Here is a 24,408-nt window from a genome sequence, read left to right as displayed (position 1 = left end):
ATAATGAGTGAAGAAGTAGTTAGCAAAAATTTTATCGAGCTTGAAATTGACAAGGATTTAAAGGAGGGCGTTTACGACCATGTTTGTACACGTTTCCCACCTGAGCCAAATGGTTACTTACACATTGGCCATGCAAAGTCAATCATTTTAAACTATGGTCTCGCTGAGAAGTACAACGGTGAGTTCCATATGAGATTCGACGACACAAACCCTACAAAGGAAAAGGTAGAGTTCGTTGATTCAATTAAGGCAGATATTCAGTGGTTAGGAGCTGATTGGGGAGAGCATCTCTATTTCGCTTCAAACTACTTTGATAGAATGTACGAAGTAGCAGTTGACCTTATCAAAAAGGGTCTTGCTTATGTTTCTGATCTTACAGCTGATGAGATGAGAGAGTACCGTGGTGACTTCGAGCATCCAGGTAAGGAAGATCCAAATAGAAACCGTTCTATCGAGGAAAACCTTGCTATGTTTGAAGACATGAAGGCTGGCAAGTATGAGGATGGTAGCCATACACTTAGAGCTAAAATCGATATGGCTTCACCTAACATCAATATGAGAGATCCAATTCTTTACAGAGTTGCTCACATGACACATCACAACACAGGTGATAAATGGTGCATCTACCCAATGTACGATTTTGCACATCCACTTGAGGATGCATTTGAAGGTATCACACATTCAATCTGTACATTAGAGTTTGAGGACCACAGACCTCTTTATGATTGGGTTGTTAAGTCAGCAGGCTTCCCAAATCCACCACGTCAGATTGAGTTTGCAAAGATGTATCTTACAAATGTTGTTACAGGAAAGAGATATATCAAGAAGCTCGTTGAGGATGGAATTGTAGACGGTTGGGATGACCCACGTCTTGTATCAATTGCAGCTCTTAGACGTCGTGGTTTTACACCTTCATCAATCAGAAAATTTGTTGAGCTTTCTGGTGTTTCAAAGGCTAATTCTTCATCTGATTATGCAATGCTTGAGTACTGTATCAGAGAGGACTTAAAGACTAGCCGTGGCCGTGTTATGGCTGTTCTTGACCCAGTTAAGCTTGTTATTGATAATTACGAGAGTGATGATGTTGAATGGCTTGATGCTCCAAACAACTTAGAGAATCCTGAGCTTGGAAGCAGACAGGTTCCTTTTGGCAAGGAATTATACATCGATAGAGAGGATTTCATGATTGAGCCTCCTAAGAAGTATTTCAGACTTTACCCAGGCAACGAAGTACGTTTAATGAATGCATACTTTGTTACATGCACAAGCTATGAAACAGATGAAAACGGCAAGGTTACTTGCATTCACTGTACATACGACCCAGCTACAAAGGGTGGAGATGCACCTGATGGACGTAAGGTTAAGGGAACAATTCACTGGGTAGCTGCTAAGACAGCTCTTAAGGCAGAGGTTCGTCTCTATGAAAACATTGTAGATGAAGAAAAAGGAGTGTATAATGAGGATGGTAGTTTAAATCTTAATCCAAACTCACTTACAGTTCTTAAAGATTGTCTTGTTGAGCCATCCCTTAAGGATGCCAAGGCTTATGATAGTTTCCAATTTGTTAGACAAGGCTTCTTCTGCGTTGATTCTAAGGACTCAAAGCCAGATGCATTAGTGTTTAATAGAATTGTTTCTTTAAAGAGCTCATTTAAATTGCCTACAAATAACTAAGTTATAGATTTAGTAATCTATTTAGAAAAGGATTGCAAAATGAATTTATTATCTGGAATGGAAAAATTTGGCTTCTCTATGGACGGAGAGCTTGATATTTTGGCGGATGACAAGCCAAAGAAGGATGCTGCGCAAAAGACAGCAGCAGCACCTGTCGTTAAAACTGAGAAGGATTTTATCATTGATAAAAAGGTTAGATGTCCAGTTTGCGATAAGGATTTTCCTATCAAGGCTGTACTTGCTACAAAGCTTAAGAGATTAGAGCCTGATTTCGATTTAAGACCTAATTACGAGCACGTTGACAAGTGCAAATACGACTTTATGTCATGTCCAAACTGTGGTTATTCTGCTCTTGATACTACATTTGCTAAGATTGACACAGCCCGTGTTAAGCTTATCAGAGCTGAGTTCTGCCCAAGCTTTAAGCCACAGAAGGAGACAGCACTTCCTGAGACATATTCATATGAATATTCAATCGAAAAGTTTAAGCTTGCATTGATTTGTACAATGAAAAAGCGTGCAAAGATGTCTGAGAAAGCTTACGTTTGCCTTAAGATAGCTTGGCTTCGTAGAGCACAGCTTAAAGAGCTTGAGGGAAACAAGGATGCTGATTCAAAGATTGTAGATATGATTCAAAAAGAATACGAAGGTTTCTACTCACAGGCATATGAAGGCTTTATGAAGGCTGTTTCATCAGAAACTCCTCCATATTGCGGAATGGCATCAGAGGCAGTTGAATATATGCTTGCTAATATGTCAGTTCACTATAAAAAATACGATGCAGCTATGAAGCTTATCGCAAGACTTATTCAGTCACCTAGTACTTCCAGAAAGCTTAAGGATAAGTGCTTAGAGCTTAAGGAAGATATTGTTGCAAAACAAGGAGCAAAGTAGAATTGACACATATCAGATTATTCTGATATGTGTTTTTTTGAGGTAATTATGAATTGGATTAAATATTCTATAAATACAACAACAGAGGCAGAGGATTTTGTTAGCGCAATGCTGATGGAACTAGATATTGTCTCTATTGAAATTGAAAATAATGTACCAGTTTCTGGAGAAAAGCAGGGCGGAGAATTCAAAGAGCTTCAGCCTGATTTACCTGATGATGATGGTACATCTCGAGTATGCTTTTATTTAGGAGAGGACGAGGATCATGAGTCAAAGCTTTCCGAGGTAAAGGCTGGCTTAGCAGAGCTTAAGGATATGATGGATATCGGTGAAGGAACAATCGATACATCTATTACAAAGCAGGAAGATTGGGTTAACAATTGGAAGGAATTCTTCAAGGCCTTCTATATCGAAGATATTCTTATTAAGCCTACATGGGAGGAAATCCCAGCAGATGCAAAGGACAATCTGGTTGTTGAAATTGATCCTGGCGTTTCTTTTGGAACAGGAAAGCACGAGACTACTCAGCTTTGCATTAGACAGCTTAAGAAATACCTTAAGGAAGGCGACGAGATTCTTGATATAGGATGTGGTAGCGGTATTCTTTCTATCATTGCTAATAAGCTTTTAGATGGTAAGTGTCATATCGTTGGTACAGATATCGATGAGGATTGTATCGAGTCTACCTATGAGAATTTCGAAGTAAATCATATTTCCAAGGACGCAGGCGATTTCTTTGTTGGAAATCTTACTGAGGACAAGGATTTACAGGATAAAGTGGGCTATGAAAAATATGATGTAGTTGTTGCTAATATTTTGGCAGACATCATTATTGGTATGGCTCCAGCCATTTATCCAACATTAAAGAAGGGAGCTTACTTTATTTCTTCTGGAATTATCAATTTCAAGGAAAATGAAGTAAAAGAGGCTCTTGAGGCAGTTGGACTTACTATAGTAGAGATTAATTATCAGGGTGAGTGGGTAAATATTACCGCTCGTAAATAATAATATGCAGCAAATATTTGTTAATGAAGAGCCAATAGAAGGAAGATTTACTGTCACAGGTGATGATATGCATCACCTGGTGCGTGTTGTGCGCATTAAAAAGGGCGAAATCATCCGAGTTTCTACTGCAGCTGGCAATAATTACCTTTGTGCAGTTAGCGACATTTTGGATAAAGAGCTTTTAGTTGATGTCACTGAGCAGGTCAACTCTACTGAGCTTTCAAACAAGATTTATCTTTTCCAGGCCATTCCTAAAGGGGATAAAATGGAAACCATCATTGAAAAGACCGTAGAGCTTGGAGTATTCGAAATCATTCCTGTTCAGATGAAAAACTGTATAGTAAAGCTTGATGATAAAAAGAAAAAGAATAAGCTTTCACGATATCAGACTGTTGCCCTTACAGCGGCTAAACAATCAAAACGTTCAATTGTGCCTGCTATTCATGATGTCCTTTCTTTCAAGGAAGCTATGGAATACGCAGCAAATCTTGATTTGCTTTTGCTTCCTTATGAAAGCAAAAATGGCATGAAAGATACTTATGATGTTATAAATGGTTTGCAAAAGGGACAGAGTGTTGGTATATTTATTGGGCCTGAAGGTGGATTTGATGAATCCGAAATTGAGCTTGTAAAAGACAAATGCAAGCTTATATCTTTAGGTAGAAGAATACTTAGAACTGAAACTGCAGCGATTTGTTCACTCAGTATGTTTATGCTAAAAAGCGAGGAATTAGAACTACAATGATATACTTTGATAATTCAGCCACCACAAGATGTTCTGATGGTGCGCTTAAAATAATGCAGGAAGCCTTACAGGTAAACTTTGGAAATCCTTCATCTTTGCACAACATGGGTTACAAAGGAAAGGATTACCTCAAAACATCCAGAGAGATTATTGCCGGCATTTTAAAGTGCCAGCCTAAGGAAATCTATTTTACCTCAGGCGGTACAGAAGGAAACAATCTTGCTATTAAAGGTGGCGTAGAGGCAAGAAAGCGTCTTGGTAATCACATCATTACTACCAAGATTGAGCACGCAAGTGTTTTGAATCCTGTTAAAGCCCTTGAAAAGCAAGGCTTTGATGTTACTTATCTTGGTACTGACGAATATGGCGTTATCGATTTAGAGGAGCTTAAGGCTGCAATCAGACCAGATACAATTTTTGTATCTATCATGATGGTTAATAATGAAATTGGTAGTCTTCAGCCAATAGAAGAAGCTGCTAAAATTATCAAGGCTGCCAATCCAGAAATTATTTTCCATGTGGATGCTATTCAGGCATTCGGCAAAATGAATATTATTCCAAAGAAGATGGGAATGGATATTCTTACAGTTAGCGGTCATAAGATTCATGGACCAAAGGGTTCTGGATTTATATATATCAAAGATAAAGTACGAGTTGTTCCTCAGATTCTTGGTGGAGGACACGAAAACGGCATGCGATCTGGTACAGAAAATGTTCCAGCTATTGCTGCACTTGGTGTTGCTGCGAAGGAAGCATATGACAATCTCGAAGCTTCTAGAAAGCACATGTATGAAATGAAGTTCAGACTGATAGAAGGCCTTACTGCAATAGACGGTGTTACAGTTAATGGACATCACGATGAAAACAGTGCGCCTCAGATTGTTAGCGTTTCTATAAAGGGAAATCGTACAAGAGCGCAGGTTATGCTTAATGCTCTTCAGGATACTTATGGCATTTATGTTTCTGCTGGTTCGGCATGTTCATCTAATAAGCCTGCAATCAGTGAGACATTAAAATCTATTGGCTTGGAAAAGGATTTACTGGAGCGTACTATTCGTTTTAGTTTCTGCCCTGAAAATACAATGGAAGAAATTGAGGAAGCAATTAAGGCTATGACTGAATTGGTTCCTATGATGGTTTTATAAATATAATCTAAAGGAGATTATTAATGACATATCAAGCATTTTTGATTAAATATTCAGAGATTGGTGTCAAAGGCAAGAATCGTTATGTATTCGAGGATGCCTTAGTTCATCAGATTAAAAGAGCACTTTATGGTGTTGATGGGCACTTTGTGGTTAAGAAGCAGAGCGGTCGTATTTTAGTTTCTGTAGAAGGTGAATACGATTATGATGATGCAGTCGCAACTTTACAGCATGTATTTGGTATCAGCGCTATTTGTCCTACAGTTGTAGTACCTGATGAAGGCTTCGATAAAATGGCGGAAGCTGTTATCAAGTATGTTGATGAGGAATTTGCAGATAAGAACTTCTCATTCAAGGTAATGGGTAGAAGAGCAAACAAGCAGTATCCTATGACTTCTATGGAAGTTGCTGCTGAAATTGGTGCAAGACTTCTTGATGCTTTCCCTGAGATGCATGTTGATGTTCATCATCCAGACAGAATCATTTACGTAGAGGTAAGAGAGAATATTGCTATCTATTCTACAGAGATTCCTGGACCTTGCGGTATGCCAGTTGGTACAGCAGGGAAAGCAATGCTTCTCTTATCAGGCGGTATTGATTCACCAGTTGCCGGATATATGATTGCAAAGCGTGGTGTTACACTTTCAGCCACATATTTCCATGCGCCACCATACACTTCAGAGCAGGCAAAGCAAAAGGTAGTAGATTTAGCAAAGCTTGTTGCTAAGTATTCAGGCCCAATTGATTTACATATTGTAAACTTTACAGATATCCAGCTATACATTTATCAGCAGTGTGCTCACGAAGAGCTTACAATCATTATGCGTCGTTACATGATGAGAATAGCGGAGCACTTTGCTAAGGAAAATGATTGCCTTGGTCTTGTTACAGGCGAGTCTATTGGACAGGTTGCCAGCCAGACTATGCAGTCATTAAACTGCACAAATGCTGTATGTACACTTCCAGTTTACAGACCACTTATTGCATTTGATAAGCAGGATATTGTAGATATTTCAGAGAAAATCGATACATACGAGACTTCAATATTGCCTTACGAGGATTGCTGTACAATTTTCGTTGCAAAGCATCCTGTTACAAAGCCAAAGCTTGAGGCTATTGAAAAGCATGAGCATAATCTTGATGAGAAGATAGATGAGCTTATGAAGCAGGCTATAGATACAGTTGAGGTTATTAAAGTTAGATAAAAAATATGAGCTTTGCTAATATAGCAAAGCTCATAATATTTAACACATTGATTTAAAGAATTAAACGATGTAATCCTTTAATGTAGACATTACGTCTTCTGCATCACCCTCAGCGTGTACAGTAAGGTCGATTGGCTTAGATAAATCAAGGGAGAAAATACCCATGATAGACTTGGCGTCGATTACATAACGTCCGCTAACAAGATCAAAATCATAGTCAAACTGTGAAATAGTATTAACGAATGACTTAACCTTGTCGATTGAGTTAAGAGAAATTTGAACTGTTTTCATCCTGCTTGCCTCCTCTAATAGTTTTAAAATATAAATTTATACTAAAACAATGGTACCTAAAAGTCAATAAAGTATTGCACTTTTAACAAAAATAGAAAGGTTTTTAATCTAATGAAAAAAGCTGCTTTACATAACCTTGGTTGCAAGGTTAATGCATATGAAACTGAAGCAATGGAAGAGCTCCTCAAAAAAGACGGTTTTACAATCGTAGGATTCGATGAGAGCGCTGATGTTTATGTAATAAATACATGTTCCGTAACGAATATTGCTGACAGAAAATCTCGTCAGATGATTCATAAATGTAAAAAGTTAAATCCAGATGCATGCGTTGTGGCTGCCGGCTGTTATGTGCAGAATTTTGGAAAAGATATTGCAGATGAGCTTGGCGCAGATATTATTCTTGGCAACAATAAAAAGAATGAATTGGTAGCAAAGGTTCATGAATTCTTCGAGAAACGTGATTCTTTAGAAGGTCCAATTCTTGAGTGCGTTGATATAAATGATGGCAACGTTGCATATGAAAATATGATTATCGAAAAGGACTCTGAACATACACGAGCTTTTGTAAAGGTTCAGGACGGCTGTAATCAATTCTGCAGTTATTGCATCATTCCTTTTGCAAGAGGTCGTATTAGAAGTAGAGATATCGATGACGTAATCAAGGAAGTTACTGGCCTTGCTCAAGCTGGATACAAAGAGGTTGTTATTACAGGAATACATCTTTCATCTTATGGTAATGGTAAGGATTACGACTTAGCTGATTTGCTTGAAGCTGTTCATAAAATAGATGGAATTGAACGTATTCGTATGGGTTCACTTGAGCCACAGATAGTGACAGAAGATTTTGCAAAGAGAGTTTCTGCCCTTGAAAAGATGTGTCCTCATTTCCATCTTTCTCTTCAGTCAGGTTGCGATACAGTTCTTAAAAGAATGAACAGAAAATACACAATTGAGGAGTATACTAAAGGAGTTAACATCCTTAGAAAGTATTTTTCAAATCCAGCAATCACTACTGACATAATCGTAGGTTTTCCTGGTGAAACAGAAGAAGAGTTTAATGAGACTGTTGCATATGTTGATGAAATCGCATTTGCAGAGCTTCATGTATTTGCGTATTCAAAGCGTGCTGGCACAAAGGCTGCTACTATGCCAAATCAGATTATAAATGCAGTCAAAAAAGAGAGAAGCGCTAAGCTCATCGAAGCAGGAAATATCCAGACAAAAGCTTACAGACAAAACCACATTGGTCAGGAGCTTGATATTCTTTTTGAAGAAGAAGCGCAGATTGATGGTGAAAATTACTTCGTAGGATTTTCAAAGGAATATATAAAATGTGCGATTAAGTCAAACGGAGAATCATTATCTAATGTGATTGTTAAGGCAACAGCTGTTTCCATCACAAAAGATAATGAGTACTTGATTGTTGAAATTTAGCCATTTGTATATTAATATTATTGTAATAGATTTTTAGTGTGGGATATTTTTATTAATACGAGGTAGATATGGCAGATTTAAGTAACACACAATATTTTAAAGTTCAAAAAGAAAATCCTGTTGGGGTAAAAGAAGTTTTAGAACAGGTTTATGGAGCATTATCGGAAAAAGGCTACAATCCTGTTAACCAGATTGTAGGATATATCATGTCAGGTGATCCTACATATATTACAAGTCATAACAATGCACGAAGCCTTATTATGAAGGTTGAGCGTGATGAGCTTGTAGAGGAGCTACTCAAGGAATACATCATCAACGAGAGTTGGAGCAAGTAATGAGTGGCAGAATTCTTGGTCTAGATTATGGAACCAAAACAGTGGGGGTCGCGATTAGTGACCCCTTACTTTTGACTGCACAGGAATTAGAAACTATTACTCGTGATAGAGCTAGTAAACTACGTCATACTTTAGTTCGTATCAAAGAATTATGCGATGAATATCAAGTGTCTACAATCGTCCTTGGTTATCCTTTAAATATGGATGATACCGAAGGCTTTCGATGTGAAGACACTATTAAGTTCAAGGAACTTTTAGAAAAGCGTGTTGATATACCTATAGTCCTCATTGATGAGAGACTCACTACCATGTATGCAGACGAGATTCTTGAAGAATCTGGTGTTGATAAAAAAGACAGAAAGAAATTTATTGATCAAATTGCAGCTGCAATTATATTACAGGACTATCTCGACAATCATCGAGATAAATAAGGAGTTTTATGGAACAGATTATTTTATCAGGAGCTGACGGAGAAGATTTACCAGTATATGTTATCGAAGAGACACAGTTATCAGGTGTAAAATATCTTCTTGTATGCGACAGCCAGGATGAAAATGAAGACGCTGATGCATTTATTCTCAAAGAGGTATCGGAAGACAACGGTGAAGTTATTTACGATGTTGTTGAGGACGATGTTGAGTTTGATGCAGTAGCAAAATTATTTGAAGAATTAGTTGGCGACGATGCTGACATTGATTATTAATTGATTACAATTAGGAGGTTTATTTTTGAAGAAGAAAACTGAACAGAAGGCTGAAAGGCTAAAGATTATTCCACTTGGAGGTCTTGAGCAGATCGGCATGAATATTACTGCTTTCGAGTATGGAGACAGTATTATTGTTGTGGATTGCGGACTTTCATTTCCTGAGGATGATATGTTGGGCGTAGATCTGGTTATTCCAGATATAACATATCTGAAGGAGAACCAGGACAAGCTTAAAGGCTTTTTTATCACCCATGGTCACGAGGATCATATAGGTGCTATTCCTTATGTATTTAAGGATCTTAATGTTTGTCCTATTTATTCGACAAAGCTCACAAACGGCTTGATTGAACACAAGCTTGAGGAGCACAAAATGCTTACTAAGGTTAAGCGTAAGGTAGTTAAATATGGTACACATATCAACGCAGGTGAATTTAGAGTAGAGTTCATTCGTACAAATCATAGTATTCAGGATGCGGCTGCACTTGCGATTTATTCACCAGCTGGTATCGTTGTCCATACAGGCGATTTTAAAGTTGATTACACACCTGTTTATGGTGATCCAATCGATTTACAGCGCCTTGGTGAAATCGGTAAAAAGGGTGTACTTGCGCTTATGTGCGATTCTACAAATGCTGAGCGCCCTGGTTTTACTGCGTCTGAAAAGACAGTAGGAAAGACTATCGATTCCATCTTTGCTGATAATGATTCATCTAGAATTATTATTGCTACATTTGCATCAAATGTTGACCGTGTTCAGCAGATTATCAACTCTGCAGATAAATACGGACGTAAGGTATGTGTAGAAGGTCGCTCAATGGTCAACACTATTGAGACAGCTTCAAAGCTTGGATACCTACAGATTCCAGACAATACACTTATCGATATTGAGTCACTTAAGTCTTACCCAGATGAAAAGGTAGTACTTGTTACTACAGGTTCTCAGGGCGAGTCTATGGCAGCACTTTCTCGTATGGCTAATGGAACTCATAAAAAGGTTCAGATTAAGCCAGGAGATATGATTGTATTTTCTTCTCACCCAATTCCTGGAAATGAGAAGGCCGTTTCAAATGTAATTAACGATTTGACAATGCGTGGTGCAGAAATTGTTATGCAGGATGTACACGTATCAGGACATGCTTGTGCTGAGGAGATTAAGCTTATTTATTCTCTTGTACGTCCACAGTTCGCTATTCCTGTTCATGGTGAATACAAGCACCTTACAGCTCAGGCACGTATTGCAGAGTCTTTAGGATGGGATCATGACCATATCAAAATCATTCGTTCAGGCGATGTATTAGAGCTTGGTGATAATTATGCCAAGGTTTCAGGTCATGTTCACACTGGTGCTATCATGGTTGATGGTATCGGTGTTGGTGATGTTGGAAACATCGTTCTTAGAGATAGACAAAAGCTTGCTGAGGATGGAATTATTATTGTAGTTCTTACCCTTGACAGTGCTTCAGGTACAGTATTAGCTGGTCCTGATATTGTATCCCGTGGTTTCGTATATGTTAGAGATTCAGAAGACCTTATGGAAAGCGCTCGAGCAGTCCTTACAGAAACTATGGAAGTTCTTGAGGAGAAGAATATTACAGATTGGAATAAGATTAAGGCAGATATCAGGGACAATCTTTCTGATTTCGTATGGCATGAGACTCAGAGACGTCCTATGATTATTCCAATTATCATGGAAGTTTAAAATGATTGTAGACGAAAGATATACCACATACTTAAACAGTCTTTATCCTGAGCTAAGCCCGGTGCTTTCAGAAATCAGGAAAGAGGCGTTGGATACATATGTGCCTATTATTCGCACAGAGACAATAAATCTTTTACAGACACTTATAAAGCTTCACCAGCCTAAGAAGATTCTTGAGGTTGGTGCGGCTGTTGGCTTTTCAGCTTGCCTCATGGCAGAGACAGCTGGTGAGGATGCAGTCATCACCACAATAGAAAACTATGAGCCTCGCATTCCTATTGCAAACAACAATTTTGTAAGAGCAGGTAAGGATGGGCAAATAACTCTTTTAGAAGGTGATGCCATGGAGATTCTTCCTACATTGGAAGGACCATATGATTTTATTTTCATGGATGCAGCCAAAGGTCAGTACATTAATTTCTGGCCTCAGATCAAGCGTCTCATTAGAGATGGAGGAGTGGTTGTAACAGACAATGTCCTTCAGGATGGCGATATAATCGAATCCAGATATGCAATCACAAGACGTAATCGTACTATTCATAAACGTATGCGCGATTACTTATTTGAACTTACCCATGATGGAGAATTTAACACAACTATTTTGCCATTGGGGGATGGAGTTAGTATTAGTGTGAAAGGAACAAAATGAGAGATACAGAATTACTAGTTCCAGCAAGCAGCCTTGAAGTTCTTAAGGTTGCTGTAATATATGGAGCTGATGCAGTTTATATTGGTGGAGAAGTTTATGGACTTCGTGCTAAGGCTAAAAACTTTTCTAAAGAGGATATGATTGAGGGTATCAAGTTTGCTCACGAGCATGGTGTAAAGGTTTATGTTACATCAAATATCCTTGCTCACAACGAAGACCTCGAAGGCGTAAAAGAATATTTTAGAGAGCTTAATGAGATTAAGCCAGATGCTCTTATTATTGCTGACCCTGCAGTATTTATGTTGGCAAAGGAAATCTGCCCAGATATCGAGCGTCACATAAGCACACAGGCAAACAACACAAATTATGGTACATATAAGTTCTGGTATGAACTTGGTGCGAAGCGTGTTGTTTCAGCTAGAGAGCTCTCTCTTAAAGAAATCAAAGAAATCAGAGCAAATATTCCGGATGATTTAGAAATCGAGACATTTATTCATGGTGCTATGTGCATTTCATATTCTGGTAGATGTCTTCTTTCAAACTACTTTACAGGTAGAGATGCTAATCACGGCGAGTGCACACATCCATGTCGCTGGAAGTATGCAGTTGTTGAGGAGCAGCGTCCAGGAGAGTATCTCCCAGTATACGAAAATGAGCGTGGTACATACATTTTCAATTCAAAAGATTTGTGCATGATTGAGCATGTTCCTGATCTTTTAGATTCTGGTATCGATAGCTTTAAAATCGAAGGACGTATGAAGACAGCTCTTTATGTAGCAACTGTTGCACGTACATACCGCAAGGCTATTGATGACTGCAAGGAATCCGAAGAAAAATATCTTGCTAACCTTGATTGGTACAAGGAGCAGATTTCTGCATGTACTTATCGTCAGTTCACTACTGGATTCTTCTATGGAAAGCCATCTGAGGAATCACAGATATATGATAACAACACATATAATATAGGTTATACATACCTTGGTATTACAGGTAAGCTAAATTCAGAGGGATACTTTGAGATTGAGCAGCGTAATAAATTTTCAGTTGGTGAAACTATTGAAATTATGAAGCCAAATGGAGATAATATAGAGGTAGAAGTTCTTGGAATCAAAAACGAAGAGGGAGAAGATATGGAGTCATGTCCACATCCAAAGCAGAAGCTTTTCATTAAGCTTAGCGTTACTCCTGATGAGTTCGACATTTTAAGAAGAAAAGAAGCATAAGTTAGTTACGAGGAGAATATAATGGCAGAGAGCAAATATGTGGCTTATGTGGGAACCTATACACATGAGACTAGCGTTGGTATTTATGTTTATGATGTTGATCCTGACACAGGAAAGATGGTTGAACAGAGCGTAGCTCCTATCAACAATCCATCAGACATCATTAATTCAAAGGATAACAAATATCTTTATTCTATTGCAGATGAAGGTGTTGCTTCCTTCAAGATTCTTGAAAATGGTGATCTTGAAAAGATGAACCAGGAATGGGTTGGCGGTATGAGAGGTTGTAACCTTTGCGTTGACTCACAGAACAGATATCTTTTTGTAGCAGGTTATCATGATGGTCGTGTTTCAATGATGAAACTCAACGAGGATGGAAGCATAGGCGGTATTGCTGATGGTATTTTCCATCAGGGAATTGGTAAATCAGTAGCAGATCGTCCTTTGTATCCACATTGCACATGTGTTGAACTTACTCCAGATGAGAGATTCCTTTGTGCTGTAGAAAATGGTCTTCATCAGATTAAGATTTACGAAGTAGACTATGAAATGGGCAAGCTTCATCTTGTTGATATTGTTCGTTGCGCAATGGGTTCAGCTCCACTTAAAATGAAGTTTTCTCCAGATGGAAAATATGCATATGTAATTACTGAAATGTCTAATGAGATTTTAGTTTACGATTATCATATTATCGAGGATCATCCTGATTTCGAAAACATCCAGACAGTATCACTTCTTGTTGGTGTTGATGAGGAAATCAGTACAGGAACAAACATTAAATTTGGCGAGGATGGCAAGTTCGTATATGCCAGTGTTGATGGATTAAATGCTATCTGCATGTATGAGCGTGATGCTAGATCAGGAAAGATTAAGTATTTCTCACACAGTTTCATCAGTGGAGATTATCCAAAGAGCTTTGCTGTTTTGCCTAAGGATAAGTATTATGTTTCACTAAATCATGATACAAATGAAATTCGAAGCTTTACTATTGATAAGAAGACAGGACATTCTTTAATGCAGAATGCACCTATCAAAATTGCTAAGCCTAATAGTATTGTTGTTGTAAAGATAAAATAAATTATCGTATGTATTATCTAAGGGCTGCAAGGCGCAGCCCTTTTTTCATAGGAGGAGAATATGGCAGGGTCTACATTTGGCAATAGAATTTCAGTGACAACTTGGGGAGAATCTCATGGCAAAGCCCTTGGCGTTGTTATAGATGGTTTTCCTGCTGGCTTAAAGCTTTCAGAAGAAGATATTCAACCATATCTTGATAGAAGAAAGCCTGGACAGTCTAAGTATACGACTGCCAGAGCAGAAGGAGATGAGGTTGTTATTCTTTCTGGTGTGTTTGAGGGTGATACTACTGGTACACCAATATCTTTGATGATTGAAAACAAGGATCAGCACTCGAAGGATTATGGGAATATTGCCACTACTTTTAGGCCTGGCCATGCTGATTACGGCTTCATTGAAAAGTTTGGGCTTAGAGACTACCGTGGTGGTGGGCGTTCATCTGGAAGAGAAACTATCGGCCGTGTAGCAGCTGGTGCTATTTGCGCCAAGCTTTTAAATGAGGTTGGAATTACCGTTTGCGCCTATACTAAGTCTATTGGCGACATTAAAATCTATGATTTTGATTTATCTGAAAGAGACAACAATCCGCTTTGCATGCCAGATGCAGTGGCTGCTAAAAAGGCAGAAGAATACCTGGAAGCTTGTATGCTTAACAAGGATAGCGCTGGTGGAGTAATCGAATGTCTTATTACTGGTGTTCCAGCAGGCATAGGAGATCCTGTTTTTGAAAAGCTTGATGCTAAATTAGCTCAGGCTCTTGTATCTGTTGGCTCTGTAAAAGGCGTTGAAATTGGTGATGGCTTTGCTGCTTCAAAGACTCTAGGCAGCATTAATAATGACAATTTCAGAATGGATAACGGGGTTGTGACAAAGGTCACTAATCATAGTGGTGGTATCCTGGGCGGCATCTCAGATGGAGATGATATTATTGTCCGATGCGCTATTAAGCCAACTCCATCTATTGCTCAAGTGCAGGCTACTGTTAATGAAAAACATGAGGATGTAGATATTGAAATCCATGGTAGACATGATCCTGTGATTGTTCCTCGTGCTGTAGTTGTGGTAGAGGCTATGTGTGCTATTACAATTTGTGATGCGTTGCTTTCACATATGACAGATAGAGTAGATTATATTAAGGAGTTTTATAAGAATTGAAATACGAATTGTTAAAAACAGAAGGTCGAGCTAAAAGAGGTCGATTCCATACTGCTCACGGTGTTATCGAAACACCTGTATTCATGAATGTTGGCACAGTTGCTGCAATCAAGGGCGCTGTATCTACAGACGATTTAAGAGATATCAAATGCCAGGTGGAGCTTTCAAACACCTATCATTTGCATGTTCGTACAGGAGATAAGCTTATTAAGGAGCTTGGTGGTCTTCATAAGTTTATGGCATGGGATAGACCAATCCTTACAGATTCAGGCGGATTCCAGGTGTTCTCACTTGCTGGTATTCGTAAAATCAAAGAAGAAGGTGTAACCTTTAATTCCCACATAGATGGCCGCAAGATCTTTATGGGTCCAGAAGAATCAATGCAGATTCAGTCAAACCTTGGTTCTACAATTGCTATGGCCTTTGATGAGTGCCCACCAGCACTTGCAGAACGTAAATACGTAGAAGATTCTGTGGCTCGTACTACACGATGGCTTCATCGTTGTAAGGAAGAGATGGCTCGTCTTAATTCATTGCCAGATACAATTAATAAAGAGCAGTTGCTCTTTGGTATTAATCAGGGAGCAATCTATAATGACATCAGAATCGAGCACGCCAAGGCTATTTCAGAGCTTGATTTACCTGGATATGCAGTAGGTGGTCTTGCTGTTGGCGAGAGTCATGAACAGATGTATGATGTTCTTGATCATGTAGTACCATATCTACCTCAGAATAAGCCTACATACTTAATGGGCGTTGGTACACCTGCTAATATTCTGGAAGCAGTTGACAGAGGTGTAGATTTCTTTGATTGCGTATATCCTAGCCGTAATGGACGTCATGGTCATGTATATACAAATCATGGCAAGCTTAATCTTTTCAATCAGAAGTTTGAAAAGGATATGAGACCTATCGAAGAAGGCTGTGGTTGTCCAGCATGTAAGACTTACTCAAGAGCTTATATTCGTCATTTGCTTAAAGCAAAGGAAATGCTTGGAATGAGACTTTGCGTTCTTCACAATTTATACTTCTATAACACAATGATGGAAGAGATTAGAAACGCTTTAGATGCAGGAGAATTTGCTACTTACAAGAAAAACAAGCTTGCCTCAATGGAAGCAGGAGAACAGTAAATCTTAAAATTATATTAAATGGCATAATTTTCTTGCGATTATAGTATTCTTTATGTAAAATAAATTTCAGTGACTGGTCCATAGGGCCAACGATTAGGAGGAATAGTTTAATGAACAGTTCAGTTTTATTAACTGCAGCTAATAGCTCAATCAGCTTGATTATTTGGGTAGTAGTTCTTTTTGTATTCATGTACTTTTTCATGATTCGTCCACAGCAGAAGGAGCAGAAGGAAAAGACAGCTATGATGTCTACACTTGCTGTAGGTGATACAGTTCTTACTACAAGCGGTTTTTATGGTGTTGTTATTGCAATTCCTGATGACACAACTGTTATCGTAGAGTTCGGAAGCAACAAGAACTGCCGTATTCCAATGCAGAAGGTAGCTATCGCTCAGATTGAAAAGCCTGAGGATGCTGTTAAGGCTACAAAGGAAGACGAGAAAGATAAAAAAGAAAAGACTAAATAATTTATTTAGACTAAAAAAGCCACCCATATGGGTGGCTTTATTTTTGTTATTTTTTTCTATGACGTAAGTATTCGGAACCTTTGTTTAATAGTGATTTTGTGGATGCTACTGGATGGGTGAATTTTGCAATGTGCCTAAACTGACCACGCTGAGTTTCTGTAGCGTTCATAATCCATTGTTTAACAGCTTCACTGGATAACTGTTCTTTTATTTCTTCTAGCTTTTCTGCCGTCATTTCACGTTTTACAAAAGCGGCTTCTTTGCGTTCATTTGCTTTTTCTATTCTAGCAAGCTTTGCATCGGCAAGGTTTGTTGTAAGTGCTTCAACTTTTTCAGCCATTTGATTATTAATCTGATCGTTAATACGTTCAAATTCCTTGGCAAAAGTGGTAAGAGCGGAAACTGTTAATGCCATGTCCATTCCAAATAGGAACATAAAAATCAATGCAAGTAACTCTATGACAATCTGAGGAATGATGACAATAAGGCTTACGATTGGTGGCACTATAAATTGGGTTACGATTATTCCTGCGATTCCGAAACAGCATGTAAAAATAAGGCAAACTCGTCCATTTATATTTAGTGGTAAATCACTGTAATCCCACCATCTTGCGTGAAATCTTTTTTCTAAGATATATGATGTACCATATTCTAGAAAGAAAGAGCCGACGGCACATCCTAAGAATATTGTTAAATATGAAGGACTCTTACTATGTACGAAAGGCAAATCTACAAAAATAATCTGGGCTAGTGTAGCACCGACTCCGTAAAGTGGGATACAAGGACCATATAAAAAGCCTCGATTTTCCCAAGCTTTTTCGTGTATAGTGCAATAACACGTCTCGTAAATCCAGCCGATAAAACTATAAATAATAAATAATACAAAATACCTACTTAACATAACTTATTCTCCTTTGCGTTAAGTAATAGTATAGTTGTTTTGGGGACAAAATAAAAGGACACAGATTTGCTGAATTTGCTTGAAATCAAATATACCCTATGATATACTTCAAATGTTGCGAAAGGTCGCAATTTTAGTTTTTAAATATTAGCTATTCGGGAGGCATTATGCAAACATTAAAGATAGTTCTTATATTTTTATTAATTGCTATTTGTGTGGCACTTACAATTATCATTCTTTTCCAGGAAGGAAAGCAGAACGGACTTGGTTCTTTATCAGGTCAGCAGTTCGATTCATACTGGAGCCGTAATAAGGGACGTTCGCGTGAAGGCTTATTAGTTAAGCTTACAACAGTTTGCGTTATCTTATTCTTCGTGCTTTCAGCAGTATTGAATATTGGTAGCTTTTAAGAAAGATTTTATTTTGCCACCCTTTAAGGGTGGCATTTGTTGTTTAGGAGGTTTATGAGAGAGTTCGATAAACAAAAGCATTTTCTGATGGATGTATTTAAAAGTCAGGCCTATGTTCCAATGAAAAAGAAGGAGCTTGAAATTCTTCTTGATGTTGAGAAGGATAAAAGAAGCGAGTTTGCGCAGGTTCTGCAAGAGCTTGTTGACGAGGGACAGGTAGAAATTACAAAGCGTGGCAAATATCAGATTGCTGAAAACAGACCTAAATTCATAAAGCTAAAAGATCATAAATCAAAGAAACCTTCAAAAGCAGAAGTAGCTGCTAAGAAGCAGTCTCTTAATCAGGTTGCAAAGAATGCTAATCGTCCAAAGAATGAGAATCTGGAGCCTGATATTATTGGCAGATTTATATCTCATAAAGATGGATATGGTTTTATTGAGGTTGAGGGAAGCGACGAAGACTATTTTGTTAGCAGAGATAACACAGCTTTTGCTATGCAGGATGATACAGTAGCAGCTGTTCTTACCTTTGGTGCTCCTGGTAAACGCCAGGAAGCTCGTGTTATTCGTATTATTGCTCACGGTTTTTCAGATGTTGTGGGCACTTATGAAAAAAGCAATGGATTTGGCTTTGTAGTTGCTGATAGCAACAAATTAGATAGAGATATTTTCATTCCTGCTGGCAAGGATATGGGAGCTGTTACAGGTCATAAGGTAGTTTGCCACATTGATGACTATGGCGATGATTCCCATAAGCCAGAGGGGGTCATTACTGAAATCATTGGTCATAAGAATGATCCTGGAGTAGATATTTTATCTATTGTTAGAGGTTTTGGTATCGATCCTGAGTTTCCAGATAAGGTTTTAAAGCAGGCTACTAATGTTGCTAAGCCTGTTTCTGAAGCTGATAGAGCTGGACGAAATGACATTAGAGATTTGACAGTCATCACAATTGACGGTGAGGATACTAAGGATATCGATGATGGTGTTTCCCTTGAAATGGATGGGGAAAATTTCGTTCTTGGAGTTCATATTGCTGATGTTACAAATTATGTGCAGGAATCATCAGCACTTGATGTGGAAGCGCTTAAGCGAGGAACTTCAGTTTATCTTGCTGATAGAGTTATTCCAATGCTTCCACATACCCTTTCAAATGGCATGTGTTCTTTGAATGAGGGAGAGGATAGATTGGCCCTTTCTTGCATCATGACATTCAATCCAAAGGGTGAGCTTATTGATCACAATATTTGCGAATCTGTAATCAACAGCAATCATCGTATGACATATACTGATGTATTTGCTATTATGACTGGTGATGAGGTTAAACGTAGCGAATATGCTGATGTTACTGAGATGATTGATCAAATGTATAAGCTATCCCAGATTCTTCGCGCAAAGCGTAAGAAGAGAGGAGCTATAGATTTTGATTTCCCAGAGACTCATATAGTAATCGATGAGTCAGGAAAGGTTGTAGGTCTGGCACCATATGAGCGCAATGATGCTCACAAACTAATAGAAGATTTTATGTTGGCTGCAAATGAAACTGTTGCAGAGCACTTTAATCTCATGGAATCTCCATTTGTATATCGTGTTCATGGAGCTCCAGACCCAGAGAAAATCCAGTCATTAAGTCGTTTCTTAGGTGCTTGTGGTTATACACTTAAAGGAAATAAGGACAGCATTCATCCAAAGGAAATCCAAAAGATGTTAGAATCTTTGGCTGGTCATGAGGACGAGGCTGTCATTACAAAGATGACTCTCAGAAGTATGCAACAGGCAAGATACGACACAGAGTGCAAGGGACATTTTGGTTTGGCTGCACAGTATTATTGTCACTTTACATCACCAATTCGTAGATATCCTGATTTACAGATTCATCGTATTATAAAGGATCATTTACGAGGAAGGATGAACGATAGAAAGGTTTCTCATTATGAATCACTTCTTCCACAGGTAGCTCTTGAGACAAGCAAGCTTGAGCGTAGAGCTGAGGAATGTGAGAGAGAAGTTGATAAACTGAAAATGGTTCAGTTTATGAAGAATTTTATTGGCCAGGAATTTACTGGAAATATTTCTTCAGTCACAGGATGGGGAATGTACGTTGAGCTTGAAAATACAGTTGAAGGTCTGGTTCACGTATCTACATTGTATGATGATCATTATGATTTTATCGAAGAGAATCTTACACTTGTTGGCGAGCGAACAGGGCGTACCTTTAAATTAGGTCAGCCTGTTACAGTAATACTGGATTCTGTAGATGAGCAAGCTCGTACTATCGATTTTATCCTTACCGAATTTCAGCGTTTTTAATTGGAGCTAAAGATTATGAATAAAGAAGGCAGAAAACTAATTGCAAATAATAAAAAAGCATATCATGAGTACTTTCTCGAGGAAGAGTACGAGGCAGGAATAGAGCTTCACGGAACTGAGGTCAAGTCTATGCGACTTGGTCAATGTTCCATAAAGGAGGCTTTTGTGCGTATTGATAATGGCGAGATGTTTATTTATCAGATGCACGTAAATCCATATGAAAAGGGCAACATTTTCAATAGAGACCCACTTCGTCCTCGTAAGCTTTTGCTTCACAAGTCAGAGATTAATCGCTTGCTTAGCAAAATCAAGGAAAATGGTTATACTATCGTTCCTATTGAGGTTTATCTTAATAATGGCCTTGTAAAGGTAAAGGTTGCCTTGGCTAAAGGTAAGAAGCTATACGATAAGCGTGCTGATATTCAGAAGAAGGATATGAAGCGCGAAGCAGAAAGAGACTTTAAGATAAGGAATTTAGGCTAATGAAGATTATACTTGCATCAAACTCACCACGAAGAAAAGAACTTTTACAGCAGGTCGGTATCGATTTTGAAGTGCAGGCTGCCAATGTAGAAGAAGTTACAGACAAAACTAAGCCAGATGAAGTCGTTATGGACTTAAGTCTGCTTAAGGCAAAGGCTATCGCTGACAAGAATCCTGGCAGGGTTGTTCTGGCTGCAGATACAGTTGTTGCCTACGATGGCAAGATACTTGGAAAGCCCAAAGATGAAAAAGATGCATTTTTAATGCTTTCGCGCTTGTCAGGAAATACTCATCAGGTGTATACTGGAGTGGCTATCGTTGACGAGACAGGAAATATCAATACATTCGCAGAATGTACTGAAGTTGTTATGTATGAGAACAGTCCTGAATTGATTGAAAAATACATCGCTACAGGTGAGCCAATGGATAAGGCTGGTGCCTATGGCATTCAGGGCAAAGGTGCTGTTTTAGTTAAGGAGATTAAAGGTGATTACAATAACGTTGTTGGTTTACCTTTGGCTAAAGTTTATAGGTCACTGTAAACTGTAAGGGCTAGTAATGGTTTCGACAGGGGTCATGCAGCGGAAGAAGCGAGTCCCACGGTAATGGGTTAAATGGCCAAACTTAAAATTAAACGCTGAAGATAATTTAGCATACGCTGCCTAGTTGCGGCAGTCTGACCTAGGGCACCTACACCTTAGGATCCAGACTTCGACTCTGTAGGAAACGACGCTATCAAAGCTTTGCGATAGTGGGCGTATCATGAAGCTACTAAAGCACATATCTTGTTTGTAAGAGCTGTGTGGAGGGAATGTAAAATTACAAACTACACTCGTAGAAGGGCCGGGAATTGGCTTTTGGACACGGGTTCGACTCCCGTCTAGTCCACTTTTCTAAGTCTCATTTCACATTGTGAAATGGGACTTTCGTTATATTTAACAGAAATTCCGTTCTGAATTGTCTGTGTTCCTATAGGATGTTAAAATTAAATCATAAAGGGTGGAGAATAATATTATGGCGAAATCTACACGACACATGACAAACGAGGAGCGTAGAGCTTATCGTAAAAGAAGAAAACTTATACGAAGAATCCAGGTTTATTCTGAGCTTGGAGCAATTTCTTTAGCCATCGTTATTATCGGTGGTCTAATTGTTTCCCATATAAAAGGTACTGATGATACTATGCGAGTTGCTGCAGAGGAAAGTGTTACTGAATCGGCATCTGATGCATCTGAAGAAAAGTCTACTGGGCTTAAGGTAAGTACAGGTGCTTCAGAAAATCCTAATCAGGAAGCAGAGGCAGAGACTGAATCAGAAGAAACAAGTAGTTCTTCTGGCGTATACTCGGCATCAGAAACAGGTTCAACTATTTCTATTGGCGGAGATGTAGTCAGTGAATATGCTATTTTAATTAACAACGATACGAAGGAAATAGTAGGTACTAGAAATTCCTATGAAAAGATTGTTCCAGCATCTATGACAAAGGTTATGACTGTACTTGTGGCAGCAAACAATCTTACGGAAGAGCAGCTAAATGAAACAGTTACCATGTCCCACGAGGCTATTGATTATTCATATGCAGGTGGTGGTTCTACTTCTGGTTTTGTTGAGGATGAAGAGGTTACTGTAAAGGATTTGTTCTATGGAACGATTCTTCCTTCAGGTGGCGATGCTGCGGCTCAGCTGGCTATGTATGTAGCAGGAGATGTAGATAGCTTTGTTACTATGATGAATGAAGAGGTTTCGGCATTAGGACTTACTGGCACTCATTTTACAAACCCTGTAGGATTCCATAGTGATGATCATTATAGTACACCATATGATATGTCTATTATTATGATGGCGGCATTGGACAATGAGTTATGCAAAGAGGTTCTTACCACTAAGGTTTATAATTCTACGGCTACAAATGTTAATCCTGAGGGAATTACAATATCGAATTGGTTCTTGCGTAGAATTGAGGATAAGGATATTGGAGGCACCATTGAGGGCGCCAAGACAGGATATGTAGATGAATCTGGAAACTGTGCTGTTAGCTCAATGATAGCTGATGATGGAACTGAATACATATGCTGTACAGCAAAGTCTTCAAGCTCTTGGAGATGCATTTATGATCACGTAGATATATATAAGGCCTACACTCAGTAGGCCTTTTCTTTTTATAGATATTCTTTGATTTTGTTGATTGAATCGATAAATGCGACAGGTGAGAATTCCTTTAAATCTTCCATATCGCGGAATCCATATGTACATAAGATATAATCGAGCCCTGAGTTAATAGCAGTGGCAGCATCTACATCAGAATCACCAACATATAAAACTGACGATTTATCTTTTATATCTAATGCTTCAAGAGCTAGATTGATAGGCTCTGGATCAGGCTTTCTTTTGTGATTTCCATCATCACCAATGACAATATTAATATATGGCTTAAAGAAATCATCTAGTAATGAGTTGCTGGCTGTTTGCCCCTTGTTGGTAACGATTGCCATTTTGATACCCATTTCAGATAGTTCTTTAGTAGTTTCTAGGATGCCGTCATATGGCTTTGTTTTGATGCGATTGTGATTGTTGTAGAAATCTACAAAGTCAGCGAAAAACTGGTCGAATTTATCGTAATTTTCGCCATCAGGTAATGCTCTTACAACCAACATTCTGAGTCCGTTTCCAACGAATCGTCTGACATTTTCAATTGGGTGAGTTGGCAATCCATATTCTGTAAGTGTATGATTAATGGAATCAGTTAAATCCTCAAGTGTGTACAAAAGTGTACCATCTAAGTCAAATAGTATTGTGTCGTACTTCATAGTATTAACCTTTTCTTTCTATTTTCTTCTAATTGTTATATAGCTATTATAGGTATTTGTAAAGGAAAAATATTGAATTATTAGTATGCCTTTGTTATGATTTTTTTACCGGCTAATTTAGGAGGACATGATGGAATTATATATTAGAGAGGCTGAAATTGCCGATGCCGCTGCCATTTGCGACATCTACGGGTACTATGTTGAAAATACTTTTGTTACTTTTACAGAGGTAAATGGCTCGGTTGAAGACTACGAACAGTCTATTATCGAAACAAAAAAGGATTATCCTTACATTGTTGCTTGTGATTCCGAAGGCAAGGTGATTGGTATGGCTTATGGCGGCAGGGTTCGTCATCATGATGCATATAAATATTCAGTGGAGACTACTATATATACGGCACCAGATGTTCCTAAGCAATCTGGAATAGGAAAGGCCTTATATGGTGAGCTTCAGAAGCGTCTTTCTGATATGGGATATAAATTTATGTACGGAGTTATTACAGATGACAATGAGCCTAGCATCAAGTTCCACCAGGCTTTGGGATTTGAAGAGGTAGGTCATTTTACAGATATTGGTTACAAATTCGGAGAATGGAAAGGGATTGTGTGGTATAGAAAGCAAATCGGAGATTTGAACGACATGCCTCACTAATAATGGTT

Annotated in this window: 26 protein-coding genes and 1 other RNA gene; 24 read left to right on the top strand and 3 right to left on the bottom strand. The window is 38.5% G+C overall.

Annotation, left to right across the window (positions count from 1 at the left end; genetic code table 11):
* Positions 1-3: 3 nt before the first annotated feature.
* From CRN97_RS01215 to thiI, 6 genes are read left to right on the top strand one after another with little or no spacing between them, the layout of a single operon-like run.
* Entirely contained in the window at positions 4-1,674 is a 1,671-nt protein-coding gene (locus tag CRN97_RS01215; RefSeq protein ID WP_044934728.1) for a glutamine--tRNA ligase/YqeY domain fusion protein, read from the top strand.
* Between the two features lie 39 nt (positions 1,675-1,713).
* Positions 1,714-2,568, top strand: coding sequence for a DUF2225 domain-containing protein (locus CRN97_RS01210; RefSeq protein ID WP_097075542.1), 855 nt, complete (start codon positions 1,714-1,716; stop codon positions 2,566-2,568).
* A 48-nt stretch (positions 2,569-2,616) separates the two neighbouring features.
* Entirely contained in the window at positions 2,617-3,573 is a 957-nt protein-coding gene (gene prmA, locus CRN97_RS01205) for a 50S ribosomal protein L11 methyltransferase (protein ID WP_044935046.1), read from the top strand.
* A 4-nt stretch (positions 3,574-3,577) separates the two neighbouring features.
* Positions 3,578-4,318, top strand: coding sequence for an RsmE family RNA methyltransferase (locus CRN97_RS01200; RefSeq protein ID WP_097075541.1), 741 nt, complete (start codon positions 3,578-3,580; stop codon positions 4,316-4,318).
* Positions 4,315-5,463: a cysteine desulfurase family protein gene (locus tag CRN97_RS01195; RefSeq protein WP_090478701.1), complete on the top strand. Its 1,149-nt coding sequence runs from the start codon at positions 4,315-4,317 to the stop codon at positions 5,461-5,463. The genes CRN97_RS01200 and CRN97_RS01195 overlap by 4 nt, the downstream gene beginning before the upstream one ends.
* A 23-nt stretch (positions 5,464-5,486) precedes the next feature.
* Entirely contained in the window at positions 5,487-6,668 is a 1,182-nt protein-coding gene (gene thiI, locus CRN97_RS01190; RefSeq protein WP_097075540.1) for a tRNA uracil 4-sulfurtransferase ThiI, read from the top strand.
* A 60-nt stretch (positions 6,669-6,728) separates the two neighbouring features.
* Here thiI and CRN97_RS01185 read toward each other — a convergent pair whose 3' ends face one another.
* Positions 6,729-6,959, bottom strand: a complete 231-nt coding sequence (locus CRN97_RS01185; RefSeq protein WP_028243612.1) for an HPr family phosphocarrier protein — start codon at positions 6,957-6,959, stop codon at positions 6,729-6,731.
* A gap of 111 nt (positions 6,960-7,070) precedes the next feature.
* Here CRN97_RS01185 and mtaB point away from each other — a divergent pair, with 111 nt between their 5' ends.
* From mtaB to yajC, 11 genes are all read left to right on the top strand, one after another.
* Positions 7,071-8,393: a tRNA (N(6)-L-threonylcarbamoyladenosine(37)-C(2))-methylthiotransferase MtaB gene (gene mtaB / locus CRN97_RS01180; RefSeq protein ID WP_097075539.1), complete on the top strand. Its 1,323-nt coding sequence runs from the start codon at positions 7,071-7,073 to the stop codon at positions 8,391-8,393.
* A 68-nt stretch (positions 8,394-8,461) separates the two neighbouring features.
* Entirely contained in the window at positions 8,462-8,728 is a 267-nt protein-coding gene (locus CRN97_RS01175) for an IreB family regulatory phosphoprotein (protein WP_044934710.1), read from the top strand.
* The gene (ruvX, locus tag CRN97_RS01170) at positions 8,728-9,159 is read left to right on the top strand and encodes a Holliday junction resolvase RuvX (RefSeq protein ID WP_044934709.1); all 432 of its coding nucleotides are present in this window, start codon (positions 8,728-8,730) and stop codon (positions 9,157-9,159) included. Before CRN97_RS01175 ends, ruvX begins: the two co-directional genes overlap by 1 nt.
* Before the next feature lie 8 nt (positions 9,160-9,167).
* Entirely contained in the window at positions 9,168-9,431 is a 264-nt protein-coding gene (locus CRN97_RS01165) for a DUF1292 domain-containing protein (RefSeq protein WP_044934707.1), read from the top strand.
* A gap of 25 nt (positions 9,432-9,456) precedes the next feature.
* Positions 9,457-11,133 (top strand): ribonuclease J, encoded by a 1,677-nt coding sequence (locus CRN97_RS01160; protein ID WP_044934705.1) that lies wholly within the window; start codon positions 9,457-9,459, stop codon positions 11,131-11,133.
* Position 11,134: 1 nt separating this feature from the next.
* Complete coding sequence (locus CRN97_RS01155) at positions 11,135-11,782, top strand: O-methyltransferase (RefSeq protein ID WP_044934702.1); 648 nt, start codon at positions 11,135-11,137, stop codon at positions 11,780-11,782.
* Complete coding sequence (locus CRN97_RS01150) at positions 11,779-13,005, top strand: peptidase U32 family protein (protein WP_097075538.1); 1,227 nt, start codon at positions 11,779-11,781, stop codon at positions 13,003-13,005. Before CRN97_RS01155 ends, CRN97_RS01150 begins: the two co-directional genes overlap by 4 nt.
* 21 nt (positions 13,006-13,026) lie before the next feature.
* Entirely contained in the window at positions 13,027-14,082 is a 1,056-nt protein-coding gene (locus CRN97_RS01145) for a lactonase family protein (RefSeq protein WP_097075537.1), read from the top strand.
* A 60-nt stretch (positions 14,083-14,142) separates the two neighbouring features.
* Positions 14,143-15,237 carry a chorismate synthase gene (aroC, locus tag CRN97_RS01140; RefSeq protein ID WP_097075536.1) on the top strand — a complete coding sequence of 365 codons (1,095 nt, stop codon included), beginning with the start codon at positions 14,143-14,145 and terminating at the stop codon, positions 15,235-15,237.
* A complete protein-coding gene (tgt, locus tag CRN97_RS01135) occupies positions 15,234-16,370 on the top strand; it encodes a tRNA guanosine(34) transglycosylase Tgt (protein ID WP_097075535.1) in 1,137 nt (378 codons plus the stop codon). Before aroC ends, tgt begins: the two co-directional genes overlap by 4 nt.
* A 110-nt stretch (positions 16,371-16,480) precedes the next feature.
* Entirely contained in the window at positions 16,481-16,837 is a 357-nt protein-coding gene (gene yajC, locus CRN97_RS01130) for a preprotein translocase subunit YajC (protein WP_097075534.1), read from the top strand.
* Positions 16,838-16,883: 46 nt separating this feature from the next.
* On the opposite strand, the gene CRN97_RS01125 is transcribed toward yajC, so the two are convergent.
* Positions 16,884-17,738, bottom strand: a complete 855-nt coding sequence (locus CRN97_RS01125) for a putative ABC transporter permease (protein WP_090393878.1) — start codon at positions 17,736-17,738, stop codon at positions 16,884-16,886.
* Between the two features lie 167 nt (positions 17,739-17,905).
* On the opposite strand from CRN97_RS01125, the gene secG reads away from it, so the two are divergent.
* From secG to CRN97_RS01095, 6 genes are all read left to right on the top strand, one after another.
* A complete protein-coding gene (gene secG, locus CRN97_RS01120) occupies positions 17,906-18,148 on the top strand; it encodes a preprotein translocase subunit SecG (protein ID WP_097075533.1) in 243 nt (80 codons plus the stop codon).
* Positions 18,149-18,202: 54 nt separating this feature from the next.
* On the top strand, positions 18,203-20,458 hold the full coding sequence (rnr, locus tag CRN97_RS01115) for a ribonuclease R (RefSeq protein WP_097075532.1): 2,256 nt from the start codon (positions 18,203-18,205) through the stop codon (positions 20,456-20,458).
* A 15-nt stretch (positions 20,459-20,473) separates the two neighbouring features.
* Positions 20,474-20,941, top strand: coding sequence for an SsrA-binding protein SmpB (gene smpB / locus CRN97_RS01110; protein ID WP_044934689.1), 468 nt, complete (start codon positions 20,474-20,476; stop codon positions 20,939-20,941).
* Complete coding sequence (locus CRN97_RS01105) at positions 20,941-21,483, top strand: Maf family protein (RefSeq protein ID WP_097075531.1); 543 nt, start codon at positions 20,941-20,943, stop codon at positions 21,481-21,483. Before smpB ends, CRN97_RS01105 begins: the two co-directional genes overlap by 1 nt.
* Before the next feature lie 7 nt (positions 21,484-21,490).
* Positions 21,491-21,832: a transfer-messenger RNA gene (gene ssrA, locus CRN97_RS01100) on the top strand.
* A 123-nt stretch (positions 21,833-21,955) separates the two neighbouring features.
* On the top strand, positions 21,956-23,089 hold the full coding sequence (locus CRN97_RS01095) for a D-alanyl-D-alanine carboxypeptidase family protein (protein WP_097075530.1): 1,134 nt from the start codon (positions 21,956-21,958) through the stop codon (positions 23,087-23,089).
* An 11-nt stretch (positions 23,090-23,100) separates the two neighbouring features.
* Here CRN97_RS01095 and CRN97_RS01090 read toward each other — a convergent pair whose 3' ends face one another.
* On the bottom strand, positions 23,101-23,748 hold the full coding sequence (locus CRN97_RS01090) for an HAD family hydrolase (RefSeq protein ID WP_097075529.1): 648 nt from the start codon (positions 23,746-23,748) through the stop codon (positions 23,101-23,103).
* Positions 23,749-23,878: 130 nt separating this feature from the next.
* Here CRN97_RS01090 and CRN97_RS01085 point away from each other — a divergent pair, with 130 nt between their 5' ends.
* Entirely contained in the window at positions 23,879-24,400 is a 522-nt protein-coding gene (locus CRN97_RS01085; RefSeq protein WP_097075528.1) for a GNAT family N-acetyltransferase, read from the top strand.
* The last annotated feature ends 8 nt before the right edge of the window (positions 24,401-24,408 follow it).

The organism is Pseudobutyrivibrio ruminis DSM 9787 (assembly GCF_900218035.1).
Classification (GTDB): Bacteria; Bacillota; Clostridia; order Lachnospirales; family Lachnospiraceae; genus Pseudobutyrivibrio; species Pseudobutyrivibrio ruminis.
The sequence above is the reverse complement of the archived record's forward strand: the minus strand, read 5'-3'. Positions and strand labels throughout refer to the sequence as shown.